The organism is Xanthomonas campestris pv. phormiicola (genome assembly GCA_025666215.1).
In the GTDB taxonomy this organism is placed as follows: Bacteria; Pseudomonadota; Gammaproteobacteria; order Xanthomonadales; family Xanthomonadaceae; genus Xanthomonas_A; species Xanthomonas_A campestris_A.
Genome location: CP102593.1, coordinates 2,200,643 through 2,226,867, shown reverse-complemented (window position 1 = coordinate 2,226,867; position 26,225 = coordinate 2,200,643). Strand labels below are relative to the sequence as shown.

19 protein-coding genes and 1 tRNA gene are annotated in these 26,225 nt (G+C 67.7%); 6 read left to right on the top strand and 14 right to left on the bottom strand.

Features of this window, described 5'->3' with window-relative positions:
- Positions 1–262 precede the first annotated feature (262 nt).
- The 11 genes from NRY95_09300 to thrS all read right to left on the bottom strand — a co-directional run bounded on the left by NRY95_09300 (position 263) and on the right by thrS (position 11,026).
- The gene (locus NRY95_09300) at positions 263–1,687 is read right to left on the bottom strand and encodes a GumC family protein (protein ID UYC18548.1); all 1,425 of its coding nucleotides are present in this window, start codon (positions 1,685–1,687) and stop codon (positions 263–265) included.
- Entirely contained in the window at positions 1,669–2,370 is a 702-nt protein-coding gene (locus NRY95_09295) for a polysaccharide export protein (GenBank protein ID UYC18122.1), read from the bottom strand. Before NRY95_09295 ends, NRY95_09300 begins: the two co-directional genes overlap by 19 nt.
- 629 nt (positions 2,371–2,999) lie before the next feature.
- Positions 3,000–3,076, bottom strand: a tRNA-Pro gene (locus NRY95_09290).
- Positions 3,077–3,173: 97 nt separating this feature from the next.
- Positions 3,174–3,530: a MerR family transcriptional regulator gene (locus tag NRY95_09285; GenBank protein ID UYC18121.1), complete on the bottom strand. Its 357-nt coding sequence runs from the start codon at positions 3,528–3,530 to the stop codon at positions 3,174–3,176.
- Positions 3,511–3,810: an integration host factor subunit alpha gene (locus NRY95_09280; GenBank protein ID UYC18120.1), complete on the bottom strand. Its 300-nt coding sequence runs from the start codon at positions 3,808–3,810 to the stop codon at positions 3,511–3,513. The genes NRY95_09285 and NRY95_09280 overlap by 20 nt, the downstream gene beginning before the upstream one ends.
- A gap of 21 nt (positions 3,811–3,831) precedes the next feature.
- A complete protein-coding gene (gene pheT / locus NRY95_09275) occupies positions 3,832–6,210 on the bottom strand; it encodes a phenylalanine--tRNA ligase subunit beta (GenBank protein ID UYC18119.1) in 2,379 nt (792 codons plus the stop codon).
- Positions 6,211–6,327: 117 nt separating this feature from the next.
- Positions 6,328–7,338: a phenylalanine--tRNA ligase subunit alpha gene (gene pheS, locus NRY95_09270; protein ID UYC18118.1), complete on the bottom strand. Its 1,011-nt coding sequence runs from the start codon at positions 7,336–7,338 to the stop codon at positions 6,328–6,330.
- Between the two features lie 199 nt (positions 7,339–7,537).
- Positions 7,538–7,897 carry a 50S ribosomal protein L20 gene (rplT, locus tag NRY95_09265; protein UYC18117.1) on the bottom strand — a complete coding sequence of 120 codons (360 nt, stop codon included), beginning with the start codon at positions 7,895–7,897 and terminating at the stop codon, positions 7,538–7,540.
- Positions 7,898–7,907: 10 nt separating this feature from the next.
- Positions 7,908–8,105: a 50S ribosomal protein L35 gene (rpmI, locus tag NRY95_09260; GenBank protein ID UYC18116.1), complete on the bottom strand. Its 198-nt coding sequence runs from the start codon at positions 8,103–8,105 to the stop codon at positions 7,908–7,910.
- Positions 8,106–8,533: 428 nt separating this feature from the next.
- Positions 8,534–9,073 carry a translation initiation factor IF-3 gene (infC, locus tag NRY95_09255; GenBank protein ID UYC18547.1) on the bottom strand — a complete coding sequence of 180 codons (540 nt, stop codon included), beginning with the start codon at positions 9,071–9,073 and terminating at the stop codon, positions 8,534–8,536.
- Positions 9,074–9,121: 48 nt separating this feature from the next.
- A complete protein-coding gene (gene thrS / locus NRY95_09250; protein UYC18115.1) occupies positions 9,122–11,026 on the bottom strand; it encodes a threonine--tRNA ligase in 1,905 nt (634 codons plus the stop codon).
- A gap of 442 nt (positions 11,027–11,468) precedes the next feature.
- Between thrS and NRY95_09245 the strand changes: the two genes are divergently transcribed.
- The 4 genes from NRY95_09245 to NRY95_09230 all read left to right on the top strand — a co-directional run bounded on the left by NRY95_09245 (position 11,469) and on the right by NRY95_09230 (position 14,935).
- Positions 11,469–12,539 carry a LacI family DNA-binding transcriptional regulator gene (locus NRY95_09245; GenBank protein UYC18114.1) on the top strand — a complete coding sequence of 357 codons (1,071 nt, stop codon included), beginning with the start codon at positions 11,469–11,471 and terminating at the stop codon, positions 12,537–12,539.
- A gap of 251 nt (positions 12,540–12,790) precedes the next feature.
- Entirely contained in the window at positions 12,791–13,090 is a 300-nt protein-coding gene (locus NRY95_09240; protein UYC18113.1) for a hypothetical protein, read from the top strand.
- Positions 13,090–13,353, top strand: coding sequence for a hypothetical protein (locus NRY95_09235; GenBank protein UYC18546.1), 264 nt, complete (start codon positions 13,090–13,092; stop codon positions 13,351–13,353). Before NRY95_09240 ends, NRY95_09235 begins: the two co-directional genes overlap by 1 nt.
- A gap of 10 nt (positions 13,354–13,363) precedes the next feature.
- Positions 13,364–14,935: a PepSY domain-containing protein gene (locus NRY95_09230; GenBank protein ID UYC18112.1), complete on the top strand. Its 1,572-nt coding sequence runs from the start codon at positions 13,364–13,366 to the stop codon at positions 14,933–14,935.
- A gap of 311 nt (positions 14,936–15,246) precedes the next feature.
- Here the strand turns inward: NRY95_09230 and NRY95_09225 are convergent, their stop codons facing one another.
- The 3 genes from NRY95_09225 to NRY95_09215 are packed head-to-tail and all read right to left on the bottom strand — an operon-like array spanning position 15,247 to position 20,614.
- Entirely contained in the window at positions 15,247–16,926 is a 1,680-nt protein-coding gene (locus tag NRY95_09225) for an alpha-amylase family glycosyl hydrolase (protein UYC18111.1), read from the bottom strand.
- On the bottom strand, positions 16,923–18,416 hold the full coding sequence (locus NRY95_09220; protein UYC18110.1) for an MFS transporter: 1,494 nt from the start codon (positions 18,414–18,416) through the stop codon (positions 16,923–16,925). The genes NRY95_09225 and NRY95_09220 overlap by 4 nt, the downstream gene beginning before the upstream one ends.
- On the bottom strand, positions 18,413–20,614 hold the full coding sequence (locus NRY95_09215; GenBank protein ID UYC18109.1) for a Six-hairpin glycosidase-like protein: 2,202 nt from the start codon (positions 20,612–20,614) through the stop codon (positions 18,413–18,415). Before NRY95_09215 ends, NRY95_09220 begins: the two co-directional genes overlap by 4 nt.
- A gap of 230 nt (positions 20,615–20,844) precedes the next feature.
- Here NRY95_09215 and NRY95_09210 point away from each other — a divergent pair, with 230 nt between their 5' ends.
- Positions 20,845–22,953, top strand: coding sequence for a glycoside hydrolase family 97 protein (locus NRY95_09210; protein UYC18108.1), 2,109 nt, complete (start codon positions 20,845–20,847; stop codon positions 22,951–22,953).
- A gap of 399 nt (positions 22,954–23,352) precedes the next feature.
- Positions 23,353–26,106 carry a TonB-dependent receptor gene (locus NRY95_09205; protein UYC18107.1) on the top strand — a complete coding sequence of 918 codons (2,754 nt, stop codon included), beginning with the start codon at positions 23,353–23,355 and terminating at the stop codon, positions 26,104–26,106.
- Positions 26,107–26,225: the final 119 nt, after the last annotated feature.

Sequence of the window (26,225 nt, the reverse complement as noted above, 5' to 3'; positions counted from 1 at the left end):
ATGCGAGCCTCGATCTCATCTGCCAGTGGACCGCTGCGGTGCCTTCCTCACCGACCCCAGGTCCACGGCAGCCCGTGTTACTTCAACAGCAAGACGACTTCATACAACTGCTCAGGAAAATAATGGGCCACCTCCTTCCTTAGCTGAACCACGTATCACCTCGCTGAAAATTTCGCGTACAAAAAATGACGCTGTGCGCGTGTCGTCGCATCCGCCGCGAACGCGGTCATGCCGCATCGCGCCGCACTGCGCGCCATGCGCGTCATGCCGCCGCCGCATTGGCTTCGCGCAGGAAATAACGGATCAAGGCGATGGCGATCGCCGAGAACAGGCCGAACACGAACGCCAGCGCCAGGTTCAGCAAGGTCTTCGGCGAATTCGGCTTGCCGGGCACATCGGCGCGGTCGACGATCGACACATTGTTGGTGCCCACGTTGCCGGCCACACCGATCTCCTTGTAGCGCTGCAGCAGCGCGTCGTAGAGCTGGCGGTTGGTGTCGGCTTCGCGCCTGAGCATGTTGTAGCGGATGCTGCGGGTCTGCAGATCCAGTTCGTCGTTCTTGAGGCTGGAGATGCGTTCGGACAACAGGGTCTCCTGCTGCCGCGCCGCTTCGTAATCGTTCTTCAGCGCGCCGCGGATGTTGGCGATCTCGTTGCCGATCTGGCGCTTGATCTCGGCGATCTGGTTGCGCAGGCGCTGCATCTCCGGATAGCCGGGCTGGAAGGTGGCCAGCTTTTGCTGGTAATCCGCCTCCAGCTTGACCTGTTCGGTGCGCAGGCTCTGGATGAGCGGGCTGCTGACCACCTGCGGCAGGCCCATGCCATCGCCGACGCCGGCCTGGCGCCAGGCCGACTCGGCCTTGATCCGCGCATCCTGGGCCGCGGCCAGGCGCACGTTCAACTCGCTCATGTTCTGTGTCGGCAGCGACGGCTTGTCGTCGCCCAGCGACACGATCTGCTCCTTGCTGGAGTAATCGACCGCGTTCTTCTCCGACTCTTCCACCTTGTCGCGCAGCTGCTCCAGCCGCTCGGACAGGTATTTGGCGGCGAACGAGGACGCCTGCAGGCGCCGCTCCTGGGTCGAGGCGATGAACATCTGCGCATAGGTATTGGACACGCGCGCGGCCAGCACCCGATCCGGCGAATCGAAGTTGATCTTTACCAGCCGCGAATCGCGCACCGGCTCGATCGTCAACGCATCCAGCACCGGGCCGACCAGCGCGTTCTCGGCAGTGGCGGCACGCGCCTGCGGCGACGGCGCGCGGCCGTCGCCATTGCCCTGCAGCTTCTCCAGCGCCTCGTCGACCAGCGGCTTGAAGGTCGGATCCTGGGTCAGCCGCGCCTCGCGGATCACCGCCCGCGCCAGCGAGCGGCTGCCCAACAGTTCGTACTGGGTCTGGTAGAAGTCGCGATCCTGCGGCGATTCCACCGGCATCAGGTTCGCCACGTTGGTGACGTTCAAGGCCTCGCGTTCGATCTGCAGCACGCTGGTGGCGCGGTACTTGGACGTCATCAACAACGTGACCAGCAGCGCCAGCAACACCACCGCCGTGGTGATGCCGACGATCAGCCAGCGCTGCCGGTACAGGGCGTTCCAGTAGTCCAGCAGGCTGATGTCGGCAGGGCTCAGCGGCGCCGAGGAGGAACGGGTGTGCATGCTCGAGGAACTCATCGGTATGCCCGCCAGACCATGACGAACGGGGTCAGCTGCACCACGGTGCGCAGCAAGACGAGCGCATCGGAGCGGTACACCACCACGATGTCGCCGCCGTAGATTTCAGGATCCGGCGAGATGCCCTTCTGGATATCGCGCAGATCGAAACGGGCCAGCATCTTCTGCCCGCCGACGTTGCGGAACACCACCACGTTGCCGCGGCTTGCCACATCGCTGACGCCCTTGCCCAGCGACAGCGCCTGCTGCAGGGTCAGCGCCGGACCGACGATGGGGTAGATGCCCGGCTCGCCCACCGCACCGGTCACGGTGACCCGGTTGCCGGTGAACTCGTCGACCAGCACCGACACCTGCGGGTTCTGCAGATAGCCGTTGCGGTAGCGTTCGGTGATGTCCTTCTGCAAGGCGTTGACGCTGAGCCCGGCCGCCTTGATGTCGCCGACCAGCGGCAGCGAGATGCGGCCCTCGTTGTCGACCCGCACCTGGCGTTCCAGATCGTCCACCTGAAACACCTTGACCGTCAGCAGATCGCCGGGGCTGAGAAGGTACTCCGGCTGTCCCATGGAGGCGGCCAGCGGATCGCCTGGCGGCAATTCCGTCGGCAGCTTCGGTCCGGCGCTACTGCACCCGGACAGGAAGAGCAGACAGGAAAGGGCCAGGCACAATGCCCAGTTGAACGTACCGGAGAGTTTACCCATGCTTGATGCAGACGCCCTCTGTCGAGTGGTTTTGGGAACGCCGCACTCTTCTATCCGGCCAGCGCTCCATCACCGGTCGGGCAAGACGATTGCAGTGTCATTTCCTGCCTGGGGCGACCGCCCAAGCCAACAGCGAAGCCTCGTGTTGCAGTGCACTATGGCACAGCTACCCGTCCTGACCAAGACATCCTGCGGCATTTTTTTGACGCTATACCGCGTGGATTCAAGTACATGTCCGAATATTCAGCATGACGAACGAAGCTGCGTCGCAAAATACACGACGTTAACGTGACGCATGTAAAGGCGCTGACGGCCCTTCTCCGCAGTTCGCTGCCGGATTTCCGTCCCCGCCGTTTCCGGCTCTTTCCTGCCCGCCGCACAGGCATCTCGCTAGCATGGGCGCGTTTGTCTACACCCTCGTCCGAACCGGTCCGGCCACCGATCCGCGCCGGGACGGACCCACCAGGGCGGGTGCATCGGCACCCAGCTGCGGGGCAATGACTCCGGCGACTTCCCGCCAGCCGGGCGCCTGAGGCCGCGGCGACGCAATTGCCGCCGGGCAGTTCCCCAGGCAGCCCGAACGCCGCAAAACGAAAAAGGCCCATGTCGCTGACATGGGCCTTCGAAGATGGTCGGGGTAGCCGGATTCGAACCGACGACCACTAGTCCCCCAGACTAGTGCGCTACCAGGCTGCGCTATACCCCGGTAAAAACTCCGCCGTTGCGGCGGTCCCGCCTCGCGGCGAGCTGGCGATTATAGCGGGATTGGCGCGGCCATTCCTAGCCGGTCGCGCGGTTGCCGCTCAGCGCCGCAGCAACTGCAGCACTTCTTCCAGTTCCTGCCGCACCTGCTTGATGATCTGGTTGCTCAGCGCCGACTCCTGCCGCGCGCCCTCGCCTTCCAGGCGCAAGCGCGCGCCGCCGATCGTATAGCCCTGTTCGTACAGCAGGCTGCGGATCTGCCGCACCATCAGCACGTCGTGGCGCTGGTAGTAGCGGCGGTTGCCGCGGCGCTTGACCGGTTCAAGGCTGGGAAATTCGGTCTCCCAATAGCGCAGCACGTGCGGTTTGACGTCGCACAGCTCGCTGACCTCACCGATGGTGAAGTAGCGCTTGGCCGGAATCGGCGGAAGTTCGCGGTTACTGCCCGGGTCCAGCATAAGCCTCCACTCGCTCCTTGAGCTTCTGTCCGGGGCGGAAGGTCACCACCGTCCGCGCCGAGATCGGAATTTCTTCGCCGGTCTTGGGATTGCGACCGGGCCGTTGGTTCTTGCGGCGCAGATCGAAGTTGCCGAAACCGGACAGCTTCACCTGCCGTCCCTGCTCCAGCGCATCGCGCAGCACATCGAAGAAAGCATCGACGAATTCCTTGGCCTCGCGCTTGTTCAGCCCGACTTCGTCGAACAACCGTTCGGCCATTTCCGCTTTGGTCAACGCCATTGCCCTGCTATCCCCTACGTCTCAGCCGCGAATCCGCGCATCGTGTTCGCGCGCCAGCGCCGCCACTGCATCGGCGACCACGGCATCCACATCGCGATCCGTCAGAGTGCGCGAGTTGTCCTGCAAAATCAAGCCCATAGCGAGACTCTTGAAACCCGCCTCGACCCCCGGCCCGACGTAGCGATCGAACAGCACCACCTCGCGCAGCAGCGGCCCGACCGCAGCGCGCACGCTGCCGGCCAGCGCCGACCAGGCCACCGCCTCCGGCACCAGGAAGGCCAGGTCGCGGCGTACCGACGGGAACCGCGACAGCTCGGCGGCATGCGGCAGCGCGCGCGCCGCCAGCGGCGCCAGATCCAGCTCGAAGCCGAGCACCTCCACGTCGATCTGCATCGCCTGCAACAGGCGCGGATGCAACTGGCCGATCCAGCCGATCCGCGCGCCATCGCGGTACACGTCGGCGGCACGGGTCGGATGCGCGAATGGCAGTGCCGACGGACGGTAGTCCAGGCGCGCACCGGCAGCGCTGGCCAGCGCGTCCAGGTCGCCCTTGAGGTCGTAGAAGTCGACCTTGCGTGCCGGCAGGCCCCACTGCAGCGCATCGGCATCGCCGCATACCGCCGCCGCCACGCGCTGCGTCTCCGCCGGCGCAGAGCCGGCCGTCGCCGCGGCCTCGAACACCTTGCCCAGCTCGAACAGGCGCACCCGCCCGGCCTGGCGGGCGACGTTGCGGCCCAGCGCCGCGACCAGCCCCGGCAACAGCGACGGACGCATCACCGCCAGTTCGGCGCTGAGCGGATTGGCCAGCGCCACGCGTCCGGCATCCAGGCCCCACTGGTCGAGCAGGGCCGCCTCGACGAAGGCGTAGTTGATGGTTTCCAGCATGTCGCGCGCGACCAGCTGGCGGCGCACGCTCAATTCGTCCAGCTGCGTCTCGCTGCCCATGGCGATGCGCGAGGCGCCGCCCGGCAGCGTGGTCGGCAAGCGGTCGTAGCCGTGGATGCGCGCCAGCTCCTCGATCAGGTCTTCTTCCAGCGCGATATCGAAGCGGCGGCTCGGCGCGGTGACCTGCCAGCCATTGCCGGTTGCGACGACCTCCATGCCCAGCGCGCGCAGGATGCGCTCGACGTCGGCGTCGACGATCTCGATGCCGAGCACGCGCACGATGCGGGTGCGGCGCAGCGCGATCGGCGCCGGGGTCGGCAGGTGCTCGCGCAGCTCGGCCTCGACCACCGGGCCGGCGCGGCCGCCGGCCAGTTCCAGCACCAGCCGCGTCGCCAGTTCCAGCGCCGGCCGCGGCAGCGCCGGATCCACGCCGCGCTCGAACCGGTGGCCGGCATCGGTATGCAGGCCAAGCTTGCGGCCGCGGCCCATGATCGCCGCCGGCGCGAAGTGCGCGGCCTCCAGGAACACATGCCGGGTCGCGTCGGTGACGCGGGTGTCGTGGCCGCCCATCAAGCCGGCCAGGGCGACCACGCGGTCGCCGTCGGTGACGGCCAGGAAGCCGTCGTCGAGCGTCGCGTCGCGGCCGTCGAGCAGTTTCAGCGTCTCGCCGGCACGCGCACGGCGCACCCCGACTGGGCCGTGCAGCGTCTCCAGGTCGAAGGCATGCATCGGCTGGCCCAGTTCCAGCATCACGTACTGGGTGATATCGACCAGCAGCGACACCGGGCGCACGCCGCTGCGGCGCAGGCGTTCGGCCATCCACAGCGGCGTCTTCGCCGCCGGGTCGAGATCCTCGACGACGCGGCCGCAGTAGCGCGGCGCATCGCCGCCCGCCTGCAGGCGCACCTCGAGGCGGCGCTCGCTGGCGACCGCGACCGGCTCGGCCGCGAACGGCAGCACTTCGCTGGCGCAGGCCGCGGCCACGTCGTAGGCGATGCCGCGCACGCCGAAGCAATCGGCGCGGTTCGGGGTCAGCTTGATCTCGATGCTGGCGTCGGGCAACCCGAGGTAGTCGCTCAGCGCCTGGCCGATCGGCGCGTCATCGGGCAGCTCCAACAGGCCCGACGCATCGCTGTCCAGGCCCAGCTCCTTGGCCGAGCACAGCATGCCGTTGGACTCCACGCCGCGCAGCCTGGCCGCCTTGATCGCGATGCCGCCGACCTGGGCGCCGACCAGCGCCAGCGGCGCGACCAGCCCGGCGCGCGCGTTCGGCGCGCCGCAGACGATCTGCAGCAAGTCGCCCTGCCCGGCATCGACCTGGCACACCTGCAGCCGATCGGCTTCCGGATGCCGCGCCGCTTCGACGATGCGCGCCACCACCACCTGCTGCAGCGATTCGCCGAGCGGCGTGACCTCTTCGACCTCCAGACCGATGGCGGTCAGGGTCGCAGCCAGTTCATCGCGCGTGGCCTGGGTGGGGACGTGGCTGCGCAGCCAGTTTTCAGAGAATTTCATTGTTTTTCCGGGACTCGGGACTCGGGACCCGGGACTGGGATGCCAGAACGCGCGGACAAGTGGAGCGCTGACGCTTCCACGAGTCCCGAGTCCCGAGTCCCGAGTCCCGAACAGAACTCAAGCAAACTGACGCAAGAACCGCACATCGTTCTCGAAGAACGCGCGCAGGTCGTTGACGCCGTAGCGCAGCATCGCGAAGCGCTCCACGCCCATGCCGAAGGCGAAGCCGGTGTAGCGCTCCGGATCGATGCCGACGCTGCGCAGCACGTTCGGATGCACCATGCCGCAGCCGAGCACTTCCAGCCAGCGGGTGCTGCCGTCGGGCTGCTGCCAGGCGATGTCCACTTCCGCGCCGGGTTCGACGAACGGGAAATAGCTGGGGCGGAAACGCATCTCGAAATCGCGCTCGAAGAACGCGCGCACGAACTCGGACAGGGTGCCCTTGAGGTCGGCGAAGGTGGAATGCTCGTCGACCAGCAGGCCTTCGACCTGGTGGAACATCGGCGAATGGGTCTGGTCGCTGTCGCTGCGGTAGACCTTGCCGGCGGCGATCATGCGCAGCGGCGGCGCGCCACCACGGTCGACAAGCCGGCCCATGTAGCGCACCTGCACGCCGGAGGTATGCGTGCGCAACAGGCGCCCGTCGCCGAAGTAGAAGGTGTCGTGCATCGCCCGCGCCGGATGGTGCGGGGGAAAGTTCAGCGCCTCGAAGTTGTGCCAGTCGTCCTCGATCTCCGGGCCGTCGGACAGCTCGTAGCCCAGCCGCGCGAAGATCTCGGTGATGCGCTCCAGCGTGCGCGTGACCGGGTGCAAGCCGCCGCGCTCGCCGCGCCGGCCCGGCAGGGTCACGTCGATGCGCTCGGCGGCCAGGCGCGCATCCAGCGCCGCGCCTTCCAGCAAAGCGCGGCGTTCGGCCAGCGCCGCGGAGACCGCATCGCGCGCCTGGTTGATCGCCTCGCCGGCCAGCTTGCGCTGCTCCGGCGGCAACGCGCCGAGTTGCTTCAGTTGCGCGGTGATGCTGCCGCTCTTGCCCAGCAGCGCGACGCGCAACTGCTCCAGCGCTTCGGGACTGGCCGCCGCGGCGATGTCCGCCAGCGCCTGCCCGCTCAGGGATTGGATCTCACTCATTGCACTCGCGCCTCACTTCAGCCGACCACCCGACCCGGATCCCGTGCCCGGGAGACATCCCGCGACAGGATCGATCCCGCGATCGGGATGCCCAAAACGCAAAAAGGGGAAGGACTCGCGCCCTTCCCCTGCATGTCTGCGATGGCGCCTCGTTGAAAACCCGCACATGGATGTGCGGGCTCCTGCGAGGGACTCGCACTTATGCCGCCAGCGCGCCCTTTGCCTTCTCCGCCAAGGCGGCAAAGCCCTGCGCGTCGTGCACGGCGATATCCGCCAGCACCTTGCGATCCAGGGTGATGCCAGCCTTGAGCAGGCCGTTCATGAAACGGCTGTAGCTCAGGCCATTGATGCGGGCCGCCGCATTGATGCGGGTGATCCACAGCGAACGGAACACGCGCTTCTTCTGCTTGCGGCCAATGTAGGCGTACTGCTGCGCCTTGATCACCGCCTGCTTGGCGACGCGGAAGACCTTGCGACGGGCGTTGTAGTAGCCCTTGGCCAGGTTCAGAACTTTCTTGTGACGACGGCGTGCCTGGACGCCACGTTTTACTCGAGCCATGGTTCAGTCCTCAGAGGTAAGGCAGCATACGGTCAAGACGGCCAGCGTCCTCGGCACGAACATGGTTCGTCTGCCGCAGGTTGCGCTTCCGCTTGGTCGCTTTCTTGGTGAGGATATGGCTACGGTTGGCGTGGCCGCACTTGTATTTGCCGGAGGCGGTCTTGCGGAAGCGCTTGGCCGCCGCCCGGTTGGTCTTGATCTTGGGCATTGCAATGTCCTTGATGGTGTTTTGTCACTGGTCAGGGCGGTGGCTGCGCCACGCTTTCCGTCCGTGCCCGTACCGGCTTGTAAGCCCTTGATCCTCAAAGAATCAGGGCGGGTCCTATTGCCGCGTTGACGGCAAACCCGATGTACTGGGCCGCGCATTATGCCAGGGCTTGGAATGCCTTGCAAATCATGCAGTTCGATCCGGGCGCCGGGACTCGGGACTCGGGACTCGGGACTCGGGACTCTGGACTCGGGACTCGGGACTCTGGACTCGGGACTCGGGACTCGGGACTCGAAAAGGCTGCACACCCCACGAGCACGCCGCAAGCGCGACGGGGCGCTGCGGTCGGGAAACGCAAAGGGCGCCGACAGGCGCCCGGGGTGGCCCCGCGCTCCCGCACATGGGCGGGGCGCGATCCTGACCTGCGATCAGCGCTTCTTCGGCGCGATCATCATCACCATCTGCCGGCCTTCCAGGCGCGGACGCGATTCGATGACGATGTCTTCGCCAAGGTCGGCCTCGATCCGCGACGCCATTTCGCGCCCGAGTTCCTGGTGGCTCATTTCGCGGCCACGGAAACGGATGTTGACCTTGACCTTGTCGCCCTCTTCGAGGAAGCGACGCATGTTGCGCAGCTTGATCTGGTAATCGCCCTCGTCCGTGACCGGACGGAACTTGATTTCCTTGATCTCGACCTGCTTGGTCTTCTTCTTCGCTTCGTTCGCCTTCTTCTGCTGCTCGAACTTGAACTTGCCGAAGTCCATGATCTTGCAGACCGGCGGATCGGCCTGCGGCTGGATCTCGACCAGGTCGAGTCCGTCCTCTTCGGCCAGCGCCAGCGCTTCGTCGCGGGTCAACACGCCGACCATCTCGCCGTCCTTGCCGATCACGCGAACGCGCGGGACACGGATCTCTTGGTTCTTGCGGTTCTGTTTGTTGTCAGGGGTACTGATGTTGCAATCTCCCAGGGGAATCGGACCGACGCGGACGGAGGCTCCGCCCGCATCGGGGTTGTCTTACGCCAGTTGCTCGGCGCGCAGCCGTTCGGCGAAGGCGGCAACCGACATGGTTCCCAGATCCTCCCCCGATCGCGTGCGGACTGCAATGGCGCCGTTTTCCTTCTCGCGGTCGCCCGCCACCAGCAGGTACGGCACCCGCTGCAGCGTGTGTTCGCGAATCTTATAGCCGATTTTTTCGTTCCGCAAATCGGCCTCGATGCGGAAGCCTTGATTTGCAAGGAGTTTCCGCACGCTGTCTACATAGTCGGCCTGGGCATCGGTGATGTTCATCACCATTGCCTGCACCGGCGACAGCCAGGCCGGGAACGCGCCGGCATGGTGCTCGATCAGGATGCCGATGAACCGCTCCATCGAGCCGACGATGGCCCGGTGCAGCATGACCGGGTGCTGCTTCTGGCTGTTCTCGTCCACGTACTCGGCGCCGAGGCGGCCGGGCATCATGAAGTCGACCTGCATCGTGCCCAGCTGCCAGGTGCGGCCGATCGCGTCCTTCAGGTGGTACTCGATCTTGGGGCCATAGAACGCGCCCTCGCCCGGCAGTTCCTGCCATTCCACGCCGCAGGCGCCGAGCGCGGCGCGCAGCGCGGCCTCGGCCTTGTCCCAGGTCGCGTCGTCGCCCAGGCGCTTTTCCGGGCGCAGCGCGATCTTGATCTGGATGTCGTCGAACCCGAAGTCCGCATACACCTTCAGCGCCTGCTGGTGGAACGCGGTGACCTCGGCCTCGATCTGCTGCTCGGTGCAGAAGATGTGGCCGTCGTCCTGGGTGAAGCCGCGCACGCGCAGGATGCCGTGCAGCGCGCCGGACGGCTCGTTGCGGTGACAGGCGCCGAACTCGCCGTAGCGGATCGGCAGGTCGCGGTAGCTGTGCAGGCCCTGGTTGAACACCTGTACGTGGCCGGGACAGTTCATCGGCTTGACCGCGTAGGTGCGCTTCTCCGACTCGGTGAAGAACATGTTGTCCTGGTAGTTGTCCCAGTGGCCGGACTTCTGCCACAGCGACACGTCCAGGATCTGCGGGCAGCGCACCTCGCCGTAGCCGCTGTCGCGGTACACGCGGCGCATGTACTGCTCGACCACCTGCCAGATCGACCAGCCCTTCGGATGCCAGAACACCAGGCCCGGGCCCTCTTCCTGCAGATGGAACAGGCCCTGCTGCTTGCCGATCTTGCGATGGTCGCGCTTGTCCGCTTCCTCCATGCGCAGGATGTAGGCGTCCAGCTGCTTCTTGTCGGCCCAGGCGGTGCCGTAGATGCGCTGCAGCTGCTCGTTCTTGGCATCGCCGCGCCAATAGGCGCCGGAGATGCGGGTCAGCTTGAACGCCTTGAGGAAGCGCGTGTTGGGCACGTGCGGGCCGCGGCACATGTCCACGTATTCCTGGTGGTAGTACAGGCCCATCGCGGTGACATCGTCGGCCATGTCCTCGATCAGGCGCAGCTTGTAGTCCTCGCCGCGCTGGCGGAACAGTTCGATCACCTCGGCGCGCGGGGTGACCTTCTTGACCACGTCGTAATCCTGCGCGATCAGCTCCTGCATGCGCTGCTCGATCGCCGCCATGTCCTCGGGGGTGAACGGGCGCTCGCTGTAGATGTCGTAGTAGAAGCCCTCGGCGATGACCGGGCCGATCACCATCTTGACCGCGGGATACAGCTGCTTGACCGCATGGCCGACCAGGTGCGCGCAGGAGTGGCGGATGATCTCCACGCCCTCGGCGTCCTTGGCGGTGATCAGGCGCAGGCTGGCGTCGTGCTCGATGAGGTCGCAGGCGTCGACCAGGCGGCCGTCGACCTGGCCAGCGATGGTCGCCTTGGCCAGGCCCGGGCCGATGGACAGGGCCACGTCCATGGGACTGACGGGGTGTTCGAATTCGCGGCGGCTGCCGTCGGGGAGCGTGATCGTGATCATGGGATTCGGCAAGAAGGGGAGCGAGACGGGTCGGGCGTTTCCCGCGGCGCGCCGGAAGCCGGCGGCGCAAGGCGCGGGATACAAAGAAGGCGCCACAAGGGCGCCTGCTCGGACAGCCTTGGACGGGGGGTCATGCTGGGGCGATGGTAGTGCTCATGTCGCACGCTCGGCCGGCGTTGCCGCGGGCCACCCGTAGTTCCACATTGAAGACAGACCAAATGGTAACGCATTTGGGTGGTGTGTGGAGTTGAAGGGCGCGGGACTCGGGACTCGGGACCGGGGACTCGGAAAGGCGCTTGGCTGGCGTTGGTGGTGTGCGTGGCAACCGACGGTCAAGGCCTGCAGCGCGGTGGCAACGAAGCTGCACGGGCTGTGCTCTTCCGGCCCCCGAGTCCCGAGTCCCGCGCCACGCTGCGCCGCAGCAAGTGCTATCCCGTACGCCATGGCATGCTTCGGTCTGTTTTTCCCTGCACTGCGAGCGCCCGTCATCAAAGGCAAGGCCACATCGCTCGATATCGCCTATCTGGCGGGCGTCTCGCAGCCCACCGTGTCGCGCGCACTGCGCGGCAGCCCGGCGGTCAACGAGCAGACCCGGCGCAAGATCCTGGCGATCGCCAACGAACTGAATTACAAGGTCGACAAGCACGCCTCCAGCTTGCGCCTGCGCAATGCCGGCACGCTGGCGCTGCTGTTCTTCGAAGACCCGACCACCGACGACTCGCTGATCAACCCGTTCTTCCACTCGATGCTGGGCTCGATCACCCGCGCCTGCGCGCGCCACGGCTACGACCTGCTGGTGTCGTTCCAGCAGCTGTCGGACAACTGGCGCGCCGATTACGGCGACAGCCAGAAGGCCGACGGCCTGATCCTGCTCGGCTACGGCGACTATCTGCAGGCGCAGCAGCGGCTGCAGCATCTGGTCGACCAGGGCACCCACTTCGTGCGCTGGGGCGCGGTGCTGCCCGGGCAGCCGGGGGTGTCGATCGGCAGCGACAACTTCCAGGGCGGCCACGACATCACCGCGCATCTGCTGCAACAGGGCTGCCGGCGCATCGCCTTCCTCGGCGACGCCTCGCACCACTACCCCGAGTTCCTCGAGCGCTACCGCGGCCATGCCCAGGCGCTGCGCACGGCCGGATCGGACATCGTTCCCGGCCTGCAGCTGGACGCGATCACCACCGAACAATCGGGCTACGAGGCGGCGCAGGCGCTGCTGCGCGGCGGCGAACGCTTCGACGCGGTGTTCGCCGCCAGCGACCTGATCGCGATCGGCGCGCTGAAGGCATTGCGCGAACACGGCCTGCGCGTGCCCGAGGACGTGGCCCTGGCCGGCTTCGACGACATCCCGATCGCCGCCTGTGTGGCGCCGGCGCTGTCGACCGTGCAACAGGACACCAAGCTGGCCGGCGCGGTGCTGGTGGAGACCCTGCTGGCGCAGATCGCCGGGCAGCCGGTCGCCAGCCGCACCCTGCCGGTGACGCTGGCGTTGCGTGGCTCCTCGCTGCGCAGCTGAGCGCTTACCGGCCCGCGGACGCGGCCGGAGACGCAATGTCCTCCGCGCAGACAGGCAAGCGCACCGGCCGCGTTTTCCTTACCAAAGCAGAATGATTATCATCCGCGCGTCAGCGTCGCGGACTGCCGCGACTGCACGCCGCCGCCAGGAATGCCGATGCCCCCTGCCCGTCCCCACCCGACCTCACCGCTCGCGCCAGCCGCCGCCGCATGCCGCAGGCAGGCGCGGTCGGCACCGTGGATCGGTGCCCGATGAGCGCGACCATTGCCGGGATCGCCTTGGCCGCCGTGTGCGCGGCGCTGTCGGCGCTGGCCCTGTACGCCGGCTCGCCGAACTGCCGCCTGGCGCCGCTGCGGCGCCTGCGCCGGTTCGGCAACGGGCTTGGCCTGGCGCTGGCGATCGCCTCGCTGGCGGCCTGGATCGCGCAGTTGGGCGTCGGCGCCGGGCTGTGCGCGATGCTGGCCAGCTGGATGCTGGCGCTGATGCTGGTCCCGACCGTCGGCGCCCTGCGCGGCGACGCAGGCGACGCGGCGCGGAGCCGGCCGCGATGATGTGGAGCCGCGGCCTGGCCGGGTTGATTCCCGGCTTCTTCCTGGCCAGCGCGCTGACCGGCCTGGTCTGCTGGCTGCCGCCTGGGCCGTGGCAGCAGGCGCTGGTCCCCGCGCTGATCGCATTCGTGCCGCTGTGGGTGGGCGTGGCGATCGGCGCCTATTGCTGCGCCAGCGGGCGCCGTGCCTGGAGTTGGTTGAGCGCGCTGGCAGTGGCCGGCTTCGCCCTGCTGTGGGCGCTGAAGGCCCTGGGCTGGGCGCAATGAGGACATCCGCATGAAACTGCAAGCCGCCACGCTGCGCACCTTCACCGCCCTGCACACCTGGATGGGCCTGGTCGCCGGCTTCGCCCTGTTCGTGGCCTTCTATGCCGGCGCGATCACCGTGTTCCACCACGACCTGCCGCGCTGGCAGTCGCAGCAGGTGGTGCCGGTGCAGAGCCTGGACGATGCGCAGCACCTGCTCGATGCCACCCTGGCGCGGCATCCGCAAGCCAAGCCGATGCTCGGCATGCTGTTCCCCAGCAGCGAGTTTCCCAAGGCGCTGGTCTACTGGCCCGACGCCCAGGGCGAGTGGCAGATGGCCACGCTGGACGACCTGGAGGGCGGCCCGACCCTGCCGCAGGCCGGACTGGCCACCCTGGTCAACGAACTGCACTACACGCTGGGCCTGCCGGTGGCGGGCATCTATCTGATGGGCATCGTCAGCCTGCTGTATGCGGTGGCGATCGTGTCCGGGGTGATCATCCATCTGCCGAAGCTGCTCAAGGACCTGTTCGCGCTGCGCCCGGGCCGCAACCTCAAGCAGTTCTGGCTGGACGCGCACAACGTGATCGGCGTGCTGAGCCTGCCGCTGCACCTGATGTTCGCAGTGACCGGCGCGGTGCTGTGCCTGTCGCTGGTACTGATGGCGGCGCTGAACCCGCTGGTCTTCGACGGCAAGGTGGCCGAGGCGATGCCGGTGGCGATGGACACCGCGCCGGTGCGCAGCGCCAGCGGCACGCCCGCACCCGTGGGCACGCTGGCCGACTGGAACGCGCGCGCCGTCGCCGAGGCGCGGCGGCAGGGATTGCATGAATTCGAGCCGGTGTACATGAAGCTGCAGCACGCCGGCGACCGCAACGCCACCGTGGAGATCAGCGGCGAATCGCCCGGCACCTTGGGGCCGACCGGCACGGTGGCGCTGGACGCGGCCAGCGGCAAGGTGATCGCCACCCAGCTGCCCGGCCGCCGCGACGCCAACCACGCCACGCTGACCTCGGCCTACGCGCTGCATTTCGGCGAGTACGGCAATGCGCTGATTCCGTGGCTGTATTTCCTGCTCGGCATCGGCGGCGCGTTCCTGTTCTACTCGGGCAACCTGCTGTGGATCGAATCGCGGCGCAAACGCCGCCAGGCGCAGCAAGGCCGCGCGCAGATCAACATGGCGCGGGCCACGGTCGGGGTGTGCATCGGCCTGTGCGTGGCGATCTCGGCGGCGTTCGTCGCGGTGCAGGTGCTGGAACGCGCAGCGCCGGACGCGGTGGATGCCGGCATGCGCTGGACCTGCTTCGGCAGCTGGGCGCTGTGCGCGCTGTGGGCGGCGCTGCGCGCGCCGGCGCAGGCCGCGCGCGAGCTGCTGTGGACCGCCGCCGCGGTGACCGCGGCGATCCCGCTGGCGCACGGCTTGGCCAGCGGCTGGTGGATGTGGACCAGCGCGGCGGCCGGGCAATGGCCGCTGTTCTGGGTCGACGGCATGGCCCTGGCGATGGCGGTGGGCTTCGCCGCGCTGGCACGCGCGACCGCGCGCCGCGCACGCCATGGCGAACCGAACAGCGTGTGGGCCGAGCCGCAGCCGGCGGCGGCGTAACCGCCCGTTTTCCTGTGGAGCGGCTTCAGCCGCGACGAACGGCGCAGTCCAGCTATTCCGCTTCGGACGCCATCGGGACTGAAGTCCCTCCTACAGTGCACTCCGCCGGCTCGCCGTAGACTCCTGTGGGAGCGACTTCAGGGCACCTCTAATAACCTCGATTCTAAAAATTTCGCACTATGCGCATCAATGACTTGCGAGCGTTTTAGTCGAGTTTTTTGGGGTTATTAGAGGTGCCGTTCAGTCGCGAGGCTTTAGCGCTAAAGCCTCGCGGCTATGGCCTTCTACAAGAATAAGCATCGAGGGATACGCTATTGCGGCGGCTCCACGCCGTCCTTGGCGGCCATCAGCCAATCCAGCCGCGCGCGCAGATCCGAGCGAACGATCGGCGCATCGGACAGGAACACGCGCACGCCGTGCGCCGGCACCTCGGCACGCAAGCTGTCCGCGACCTCGACCGCACTGCCGTCGAAACCGTCGCGCCAGGTGCCCGGCTGCAGGTAACGCCGCACTTCCAGCGTGCGCGGCGCGTCGCTCTTGTTCAGCAGCACCAGCGCGGTCTGGGTGCCGCCGGCATGCTGGAACACGCGATAGAACACCGCCTCGTCGCCGGACAGGCGCAGGTCGAGCTGCAGCCCGCGCTGCAGCGCCGGCGTGCGTTGCCGCAGCAGCGCGATGCGTTGCAACGGCGCGAAGATCGGACTCTGCGGCGCCGCGTCCACCCGCGCCTGGCCGAAATAGTTGCGGTTGCCGGCGTGCTCGGCGCGGCCGCGCATGAAGCCGGTTTCCGAGCCGTAGTAGATCACCGGGATGCCGCGCGCGGTGAACAGCCAGTTGTGCGCATCGATGAAGCCGGCGTCGCTGGCGTCCAGCCGCGCCATGTCGTGGTTGTCGTAGAAGGTCATCAGCTCGTACGGATTGGCGTACGGACCGCGCTCCAGGTACAGCGGCGCCTGCAATTGCTCGAAGCCGCCGCGCGCATGCCCGAACACCGTGGACAGCGCCTGCTTCAGCGGGAAATCCAGCACGCTGACCCCGGCGTTGCGCGCCCAGGTGTGCCCGGCGATCTTGCGCGCGTCGTAGTCGAAGGCCTCGCCGAACATGAACATGCCCGGCCGCTGCGCGCGGATGCGGCGCACGAACTCGTGCCAGAAGCTGTCCGGCATCCAGCCGATGGTGTCGATGCGGAACGCGTCCGCGCCCTGCCCCAGCCATTGCGAATAGGCGCCGACCAGATACGCCATCACCGCCGGATTGCGCTCGTTGAAGTCCGACAGCTCGGCCAGGCCGCCGCCGGTGTTGTAGAACGCATGCAGCGGGTTGTGCGCCGGATCCAGCCTGGCCGGCGGCAGGTTCTGGTGGTCGGCGACGAGCTTGCCGTCGCGATCGAACACCTGGCCGAACATCGGCTGCCGCTTCGGCATCGTATAGGCTGGCGAGCCGTGGTTGCCGACGATGTCCAGCACCACCTTCAGCCCTTGCGCATGCATCGCCTGGGTGAAGCCGGCGAAATCCAGGCCCGGGCTGGGCAGGTGTTCGTCCAGCTTGTAGAAATTGACGCCCCAGTATCCGTGATAGCCGGTCTTGCCGCGATCGCTCAGGTTGCTGCCCCAGCTGATCGGCTTGCCGCCGGTGAACGCTTCGTCCGGATTGTCGACGATCGGGGTGATCCATACCGCGCCGAAGCCCAGCCCGCGGAGATAGCCGGCGTTGTCGACCACGCCCTTGAAGTCGCCGCCCAGGTAGCCGATGTTGTCGCTCTCGCCCGGCGGCGCCGGCAGCGGGATGTCGAAGGTGCGGTGCGCGCCGCCCTGGTCGCGGTGATCGTTGCCGGGATCGCCGTTGACGAAACGGTCGGTGACCACGAAATACACCGCCTCGCTGGCGAACGGCTCCAGGGTGCCGTAGTACTCCGCCGCTGCCTGCGCACGCGCCGGTGGCGCAATGGCACCCAGCAAGGCCAGCGCCAGCAGCGACATCCGATACGTCATTGCCTTGCTCCGTGTTCGGCGGGAACCCGCAGCACGCACAGCGCCGCCAGCAGCAGGCTGGCACCGCCGATGCCCAGCGCGTACAGCGGCCGGCCGCCGAGCCAGTGCGTGAGCACGAAACCCAGCACGCTGACCGCGACCAGCTGCGGGATCACGATGAAGAAATTGAAGATGCCCATGTACACCCCCATCTTCGCCGCCGGCACGCTGTCGGACAGCAAGGCATACGGCAGCGACAGGATCGAGGCCCAGGCGAAGCCGACACCGAGCATCGACAGCAGCAGCCACTGCGGATCGCGGATCCACAGGAACGACAGCAGCCCGGCCGCCCCCAGGCACAGGTTGAGCAGATGGCTGACGCGCAGGCCGAATGCGCGCACCAGCAGCGGAATGGCGATCGCGGCGAGCGCGGCGAAGCCGTTGTACGCACCGAACAGCACGCCCACCCAGTTGGCGCCGTCGTTGTACGCCGCCGAGGCAGTGTCGGTGGCGCCGTAGTGCGTCTGCGTCACCGCCGCTGTGGTGTAGATCCACATCGCGAACAGCGCGAACCAGGAGAAGAACTGCACCCAGGCCAGGCGTCGCATCGCCTGCGGCATCGCCTGCACGTCGCGCATGATCGCCGCCAGCATGTGGTGCGGCCTCAGTCGCGGCGCCAGCCATTGCAACAGTCCATAGCCGGCGACCAGGCCGGCCAGCACGTACAGCATGCGGTCGCCGCGGCTCCAGAAGATCGCCGCCGCGCCGGCAAGGCCCAGCAGCAGCCAGATCGCCGCGGCGGCATCCGAACGCGGCATGGCTGTCGCGTGTTCGGCGGCGTGCGACGGCGGCGCGTCGTCGAACTCCTGCAGCGTTTCGGGCGGATACTCGCGCGTGCGCAGCACGGTCCAGCCAATGGACAGGAACAGCACCGCGCCGCCGAGGTAGAACGCGTAGCGCACCGTCGCCGGCACGTGACCGGGCGCGGCGGTATTGCTCACGCCCCACTGCGCCAACAGCCAAGGCAGCATGCTCGCCACCACCGCGCCGACGCCGATGAAGAAGCTCTGCATCGCATAGCCGCTGGCGCGCTGGCGTTGCGGCAACTGGTCGCCGACGAAGGCGCGGAACGGCTCCATGGAGATGTTGATCGACGCATCCAGGATCCACAGCGTGCCGGCCGCCACCCACAGCGCCGGCGAGTTCGGCATCACCAGCAGCGCCAGCGTGGTGAACAGCGCGCCGACCATGAAATACGGTCGGCGCCGGCCGAAGCGGTTCCAGGTGCGGTCGGACAGATAGCCGACGATCGGCTGCACGATCAGCCCGGTCAGCGGCGCGGCGATCCACAGCCCCGGCACCTGCTCCATGTCCGCGCCCAGGGTCTGGAAGATGCGGCTGGCATTGGCGTTCTGCAGCGCAAAACCGAACTGGATACCAAGGAAGCCGAAGCACATGTTCCAGATCTGCCAGAACGACAGCGCCGGCTTGGCGCGCGCGACGGCGCTCATCGGCGCACCTGCACGGTGCCGGCCGGCGCGATCAGCAGCGCGGCGACATCGGCCGCATTGACCACGCCGTCGGCGCCGCCTTGGCCGCCGGTGTAGCGCGCGAAGTGCTGCAGCGCGCTCATGTTCGCCGCAGGCGCCAGGCGGATGCGGCAAGCCTGCCCGGCCTTCAGCGCGAACACCGCGGCAGTGGACTCCTGTTCGCCGACGCTGTGCGGCATCACTACCGGCATGCGCTGCGGCGCGGCATCGCCGCACTGCAGCTGCAGCTGCTTCACCGCGGCGGTGACGCCGGTGTTGATCGGGCCGTGCGCGTTGACGTAGCGCAGGCTCAGCCGGTACTCGCCATCGCGTGGCGCAGTCCAGCGCCAGTCGTCGCGCCCGCTCAGGCGGATCGCGTCGCCGATGCAGACCGTGGGGCTGTGCAGCGACTCCCAGTGCGCATCGCGGCGGGTCAGGCTCAGGCACTGCACGGATTCGCGCAACGGCAGGCGCACGCCATCGGCAGCGCCTGGCTGGCGCTGTCCATCGACGTACAGCACCGTGTCGGCGGCGGCGGCCACGCGCCAGCCCTGCGCATCGCGCTCGACACGCGGCGCTCGCGGCGCGAGCGGGGCGAACGCATCGGCGGCCGCGAGCAGCGGCACCGGCATGCTCGCCGTGTCGCGCGCGACCAATTGCACGGTGGTCACGCCGTCCTGGGTGCGCGTGCCGCCGGCCACCAGCAGGTCGCCATGCAACTGTGCAGGCCGCCGCAGCACGACGCGCCGCTCGCGCAGCTGCAGCGCGATCTGGTCGCGCTCGCCGAACAGCATCGGCACCAGGCTCACCGGCAGCTTGGGCACCACGCTGCCGTCGTCTTCGACGCCGAACACGCCTTCGATCACCATCGCCAGGTAGCCGGCCACCGACCATAGCTGCCGCGGCGAATTGACCACCGGCCCGCTGAGCGGACCGTCGTCCACATGCGCGGCCTGGCTCAGGAATTCGTAGTTCTCCATGTTCGAGCCGGCCAGCGCGGCGCCGCGCAGCAGCGAACGCACTTCGAAGGCGATGCGCGCGCTGTCGTCGGTATGCCGTGCCGCGCGCAGCGCATACGCACTGACGAACGGCCAGATCGCGCGGTTGTGGTAGATCGGCACGGCCTGCTGCTGCGGCCACACCACCGGGCTGCCCGCCTCGACCGCCGGATAGCGCGCCAGGGCCTGGCGTGCGCGTTCGCGCGGCAGCACGTCGGCCAGCACCGCCAGCGACAGGCCCAGCAGGTCGTAGCTTTCGTAGGCCACCGGATGCGCGGCGCTGCCGAGATAGCTGACGTAGGTGCCACGGTCCTCGCGCCAGAAGCGCTGCGCGATCGCCTGCTGCAGCGCATCCGCCCAACCGGCATAGCGCGCCGCCGCCGCAGTGTCGCCCTGCTCGCGCGCCAGCCGCTCGCCCAGGCGCAACGCCTGGTAATGCAGCACATTGGTGGACAGCGCGAACGACTCGGCGATGAAGCGCACGTCGTCGCGGGTCCAGGCCGGATAGGTCTGCTCGCGCCAGTCCAGGAACGAGGTCTCGCCGCGGTACAGGCCGATCCGCGGATCGAACGCGAATTCACGGTCCTGCGCCAGGGTCGCGTCGAGCGCGGCACGGGTGTCGGCGGCGAACTGCGCATCGTCGAGCAGATGCCGCGCGGCCAGGAACCAGACCACGCGGTCGCTGCTCACCGGCCAGCTGCCGCCGGAACCGGTGTCCTGGGCCACGAACAAGCCCGGCAGCGCATCGGTGCCGCGCATCGGCGACAGCTTGAAGCGCAGCGAGCGCCGCGTGCGCTGCGGGTCCAGCCGCGCCAGCGCCAGATCGGCGGCATAACTGACGTCACGGGTCCATACGTAGGGCCAGCGTTCGCCGGTCTGGTAGCAGTCGCACGGCAGCGGCTTGCCGTGGTCGAAGGCGGGATCGCGGATCGCGTCGACCTGGTCGTCGTGCAATTCCTGCTGCGCCAGCGCGAACAGCGCATCGAACAGCGGGCTGGCGGTTTCGCTGCGCAACGGCTGTGCCGCCAGCGTGCGCGTCCCCTGCGCCGAGCTCAGCACGAAGCCGCCGTCGGCGGTGGCCGCGGCCTGCGCGGTCCGGCCGCGCCATTGCAACGACGTCTGCCACGCAGACGCCGACACCGCAGCACCCAAGGTGGCGGCCAAGCAGATCATCTTCAGCATCGAAGCGGCGGACCGGCTCGCGCCCGTCGGCCTCCCTCCCTCTTTGCCTGCATTGTGGGTTCGCCGCACCGGCATGCCGGCACCGCGTTCGCGGCCTCTTCGAGAAGCGCTGCGGACATGGTAGACGCGCCGCAGCGCCCCGCGCGCATCTGCATACGTATTCATCGCCTTGGCCGCAGCGGCGCCTCGCTATAGTCGCCGCACCTGCAACGGCCGCCTTGGGAGGGGATATGCCGCAGCTTCACGCCATCTCACGCGCGCGCAAGGCGCCACGCCGGTCGCTGCTGCTCGCCGCCGCGCTGCTGTGCATCGCACCACTGCTGCGCGCGGAACCCAAGACCGTGGCCAGCGTGGACTCGCCGGGCAAGGTGCTGCAGGTCGTGCTGCAACTGGACGACGGCAAACCGAGCTACCGCGTGCAGCGCCTGGGCGACACCGTGATCGGCGAATCCAGACTGGGCTTCCAGTTGCGCGACGGACGCCTGGACCGCGATCTGGCGGTGCTGGCGCAGGCCACGCGCAGTGTGGACGAGACCTGGGAACAACCATGGGGCGAACGCCGCTACGTGCGCAACCACTACAACGAACTGCGCGTGGAGCTGGGCGAGCGCGGCGGCCAGCGGCGCCGCTTCGCGATGCTGTTCCGGGTCTACGACGACGGCCTGGGCTTCCGCTACAGCTTCCCGCAGCAACCCGGCATGCGCGAAGCGATCATCGACGAGGAACTGACCGAGTTCGCCATCGCGCCGGAAGCCACCGCCTGGTGGATCCCGGCCGGGGAGCCGATCCACTACGAATACCTGTACCGGCAGACGCCGCTGAACCAGGTCGCGCTGGCGCATACGCCGATCACGATGCGCAGCCGCGACGGACTGCACATCGCCCTGCACGAGGCCGCCCTGGTCGACTACGCCGGAATGTGGCTGCGCCGGGGCGACGACCAGCGCCTGCACGCGCAGCTGTCGCCGTCGGCGCAAGGCTGGAAAGTCAGACGCAGCCTGCCGTTCGACACGCCGTGGCGCACCGTGCAGATCGCCGACCACGCCGGCGGCCTGGTCGATTCCAATCTGATCCTCAACCTCAACGAACCCAATGCGCTGGGCGACGTGAGCTGGGTGCATCCGGCCAAGTACGTGGGCGTGTGGTGGTCGATGCATTTGAACCAGGAAACCTGGGCGACCGGGCCGAAGCACGGCGCGACCACCGCCAACACCCGCCGCTACATCGATTTCGCCGCCGCGCACGGCTTTCGTGGCGTGCTGGTGGAAGGCTGGAATCCCGGCTGGAACGGCGAATGGTTCGGCAACGGCGGCGGCTTCGACTTCACCCGGCCCACCCCGGATTTCGACCTCGAAGCGCTCAGCGCCTACGCCGCCAAGCGCGGCGTGCACCTGATCGGCCATCACGAGACCGGCTGCGCGGTGCAGCACTACGAAGACCAGCTCGATGCCGCCCTGGACCTGTACGCACGCCTGGGCGTGGACACCTTCAAGACCGGCTACGTCTGCGACGACGGCCAGGTGGACCGGCGCAATCCGGCCGGAGGGCCGCTGTGGCGCGAATGGCACGACGGCCAGTTCATGGCGCAGCATCACCTGAAGGTGGTGCGCGAAGCCGCGGCGCGGCACGTGTCGGTCAACGCGCACGAGCCGATCAAGGACACCGGCCTGCGCCGCACCTATCCCAACTGGCTGTCGCGCGAAGGCGCGCGCGGCATGGAATACAACGCCTGGGGCCGGCCGCCGAACCCGCCCGAACACGAGGTCAACCTGGTCTTCACCCGCATGCTGGCCGGGCCGATGGACTACACGCCCGGCATCCTCAGCCTGAAAGGCCGCGACGGCCAGCCGATCCCGAGCACGCTGGCGCGGCAGCTGGCGCTGTATGTGGCGATCTACAGCCCGATCCAGATGGCCGCCGACCTGCCCGAGCACTACCTGCAGCATCGCGACGCGTTCCGCTTCATCGAGGACGTGGCGGTGGACTGGGACGACAGCCGCGTCCTCGACGGCGAAGTCGGCGACTACGTGACGGTGGTGCGCAAGGACCGCCATAGCCGCGACTGGTACCTGGGCAGCATCACCGACGAACACGGCCGGGTGCTGCCGGTGTCGCTGTCGTTCCTGGAGCCGGGCGTGCGCTACCGCGCCGAAATCTACCGCGATGGCGACGCCGCCGACTACCGGCACAATCCGTTCGATTTCGTCCGCGAGCAGCGCGAGGTCGGCAGCACCGATTCTCTGCAACTGAAGCTGGCGCCGGGCGGCGGCCAGGCGATCCGTTTCACGCCGGTGGAGGCTGCGGCTGGCGCCGGCGGCGCTTCGGCAACGCGTCGCTAGCGTATTTTCGATCGGGTGCGCTGTCGCTCGATGGGGCAACTCGTGGGAGCGGCTCCGGGTGGCCCCGGGCCGTCAGCTGCGACAGGCTTCAAGGCAATGGCACCGCGTATTCGCTGCGTGCGGACGTCCAGCATCGCCACCACACCACATCTGCATGCAGTGCAGCGCTCGCGCTGCATACCGGCGCTCCCGCACTGCTCGCATGCGACATCGCCACCGTGGAATCGATTCCAATGCGATGAAACCCAGTGAATACGTATGCAGGCCGCGTTCGCAGCGGATTGCCGTGTCTACCATACGTCGCAGTCGCGTCACCGAAGCATCGGCGGCGCGATCCCTACATCCGGCCTGTTTTCCGGATCAGAAAATTTGCACGACAACATTGCCTGGGAGGGGAAAATGTTGAACCACAAGCGCAATGCGCTGACGCTGGCGTTGGCCATCGCCATGACGCCGATGCTGGCCGCCGCACAGTCCGAGACGCCGTCCGCCACCGTAGCCAGTGATGGTCAGGTCACCGATCTGGACAAGGTCGAAGTGACCGGCATCCGCCGCGGCATCGAGAGCGCGATCGCGATCAAGAAGGATGCCACCTCCATCGTCGAAGCGATCTCGGCCGAGGACATCGGCAAGCTGCCCGACGTCAGCATCGCCGAATCGCTCGCGCGCCTGCCCGGCCTGGCCGCACAGCGCGTGGCCGGGCGTGCCCAGGTGATCAGCGTGCGCGGCCTGTCGCCGGATTTCTCCACCACCCTGTTGAACGGCCGCGAGGTGGTCAGCACCGGCGACAACCGCAGCGTCGAGTTCGACCAGTACCCGTCCGAGCTGGTCAGCGGTGTCACCGTCTACAAGACGCCCGATGCCGGCCTGGTCGGCCAGGGACTATCGGGCACCGTGGACATGCAGACCGCGCGCCCGCTCAGCTTCGGCGAGCGGGTGATCGCGATCGGCGGGCGCTACCAGCGCAATTCGCTGGGCAAGGCCGCCGATACCGATCCTTACGGCAATCGCTTCAGCGCCAGCTACATCGACCAGTTCGCCGACCGTACCATCGGCCTGGCGATCGGCTACGCGCATACCGACACGCCGATCCAGGAGAACCAGGTCGGCCTGTACGAACCGTGGAGCACGCAGAACACCGACAGCGGCGCACGTCCGGGCGTGGCTGCCGGCACCTATTTCTCCGACGGCATCAAGGCGCTGCGCCGCACCGGCGACGCCAAGCGCGACGGCGTGATGGCGACCCTGCAGTACCGCCCCTCCAACGCCTGGACCAGCACCCTCGACGCCTTCCACACCGAGGCCGAGCAGATCGACACCGCCAACCAGTTCGAGCTCAACCTCAGCAACTACAACGGCGGCTACACCCCGGGTCTGGCCATCGCCGGCACCCAGGTCAACGGCAACGGCACCTTCACCGGCGGTACCGCCAGCGGCGTGTATCCGCTGGTGCGCGGCATGTACAACAAGCGCGAGGACAAGATCGACGCGTTCGGCTGGAACAACGAGATCAACGCCGGCGCAGTGCGGATCATCGCCGACGTGAACTACTCCAAGGCCACGCGCAAGGAGCTCAACCTCGAGAACAACCTGCAGTTGACGCCGATGCCGCAGCTGGACACGGTCGGCCTGGCCTATCGCAACAACGGCTTCTCGCAGATCTCGCCCGAACTGGACTATTCCAACCCGGATGCGCTGTACATCACCAATACCATCTACGGCTCCGGCTACGGCAAGGCGCCGCGCGTGGAAGACGTGCTGAAGGGCGCGCGCCTGCAGGCCAGCTTCCCGATGCCCGAAACGCTGCGCTGGTTCTCCGATCTGGACGTGGGCGTGAACTACGCCAACCGCGAAAAGGAAAAGCACCAGCCCGAAGGCAACATCACCCTGGGCGCGCAAGGCGACACCACCATCGCCTCCGACCTGCAGTACGCGCCGGTGAACCTGGACTTCGCCGGCATCGGCTACATCCCCGCCTGGAACGTGCCGGGGGCGGTCTCGCGCTACATGGTGTTCGATCCCAGCGAGGACGCATCCTACCTGGTCTCCAAGGCCTGGACCGTGCAGGAGAAGATCACCACCGCCTGGATGCGCGCCAACCTCGACACCGAATGGGGCGCGGTGGGCGTGCGCGGCAACGTCGGCGTGCAGCTGCAGCACGCCGACCAGTCGTCGCAGGCGAACTACTGGGATGCCTCGCAACCGGCCGGCAGCGAAGTGCGGCCGATCGATGAAGGCAAGACCTACAACGACTGGCTGCCGAGCTTGAATCTGGCCTTCCAGTTCCCGCACGAGCAGACCCTGCGCTTGGCGCTGGCCAAGCAGGTCGCGCGGCCGCGCGTGGACCAGTTGCGCGCCTCGCTGGAATTCGGCGTGGACAACGCCACCGGCAAGCCCGGCGCCAGCGGCGGCAACCCGACGCTCGATCCGTGGCGCGCCAACGCCCTGGACATCTCCTACGAGAAGTACTTCGGCGCCAAGGCCTATGTCGCGGCCGCGTTCTTCTACAAGGACCTGAAGAGCTACATCTACACCCAGACCCGCGACGACTACGACTTCTCCGCCCTGGTCGCCGGCTACGTGCCGCCGCCGGGCTCGGCGCCGGTGCAGACCACCGGCACCTTCAGCGCCCCGTTCAACGGCAAGGGCGGCACCCTTCGCGGCCTGGAACTGACCGCCTCGCTGCCACTGGACATGCTGTTCGCCCCGTTGGAAGGCTTCGGCATCCAGGCCAGCGCCACCTTCAACGACAGCGACGTCAAGATCCGCGACCCGGAAAGCGCATCCAGCGTGGGCGACGGCGAGATCAGCCTGCCGGGCCTGTCCAAGCGCGTCTACAACCTCACCGCCTACTACGAGCGCAACGGTTTCGAAGCACGCGTCAGCCAGCGCCGGCGCTCGGACTTCATCGGCGAGATCGGCAACTTCAACGGCAACCGCACCCTGCGCTACGTGGTCGGCGAGAACATCACCGACGCGCAGATCAGCTACACCTTCGGCGACCTCAGCAGCCTGAAAGGCCTGAGCCTGCTGCTGCAGGCGAGCAACCTGAGCAACTCGCCGTACCGCACCTATGCCGAGACCAAGGATCGCCCGCTGGAATACATCGAGTGGGGCCGCACATACGTGCTCGGCGTGAACTACAAGTTCTAGGCCACCCCTGCGTGCCTGCAGCAAGCCCGTCGGCGTGATGCCGGCGGGCTTTTTTGTTCTTCTCCGCCACTGAAGGAAGAGCATGCGACCGACGGTAGGAGTTGTCGTCGTCCAGCCGG